This is a genomic window from Adlercreutzia sp. DFI.6.23, assembly GCF_024462535.1.
GTDB lineage: Bacteria > Actinomycetota > Coriobacteriia > Coriobacteriales > Eggerthellaceae > Adlercreutzia > Adlercreutzia rubneri.
The window spans coordinates 1-395 of record NZ_JANGBP010000209.1 but is presented as its reverse complement, the minus strand read 5'-3'; the positions used below and the strand labels follow the sequence as shown (position 1 = coordinate 395).

1 protein-coding gene is annotated in these 395 nt (G+C 57.7%); it reads right to left on the bottom strand.

Going from position 1 to position 395, the window contains the following annotated elements; genetic code table 11:
- Positions 1-161 (bottom strand): EamA family transporter (locus NE591_RS13040; RefSeq protein WP_371130614.1); only part of this gene is annotated, 161 nt, incomplete at its 3' end.
- Positions 162-395: the final 234 nt, after the last annotated feature.

Sequence of the window (395 nt, the reverse complement as noted above, 5' to 3'; positions counted from 1 at the left end):
CCGGCAAAGGTGAAGCGCACGCCCACGATCCAAGCGGGCGGGAACTCGTCGACGGTGGACTTGATGACCACCGTGCCCATGCCCCAAATGGCGGTCGCCAAAAGCAGCGCCGCCTTGTAGGCCCATGAGGGCAATCCGTTTTGTCTGATCTGGGAAAGCATAGGTGGCATCATAGCACGGAGCAGAGTGATCATCCGTGTGCGATGCGACAAATCGTGCTGGAGGCTATTGGGACGGCAAACATGTGCAGGAATTGTGCCGAATGAGGCGAAGTGTGATCGAAGACTTGCAATTCGCGCTCAGGCGAGTAATATATATCCTCGCCCTTTGGGGTAACCCATTGCGGGGTGGAGCAGTCTGGTCAGCTCGTCGGGCTCATAACCCGAAGGTCGGTG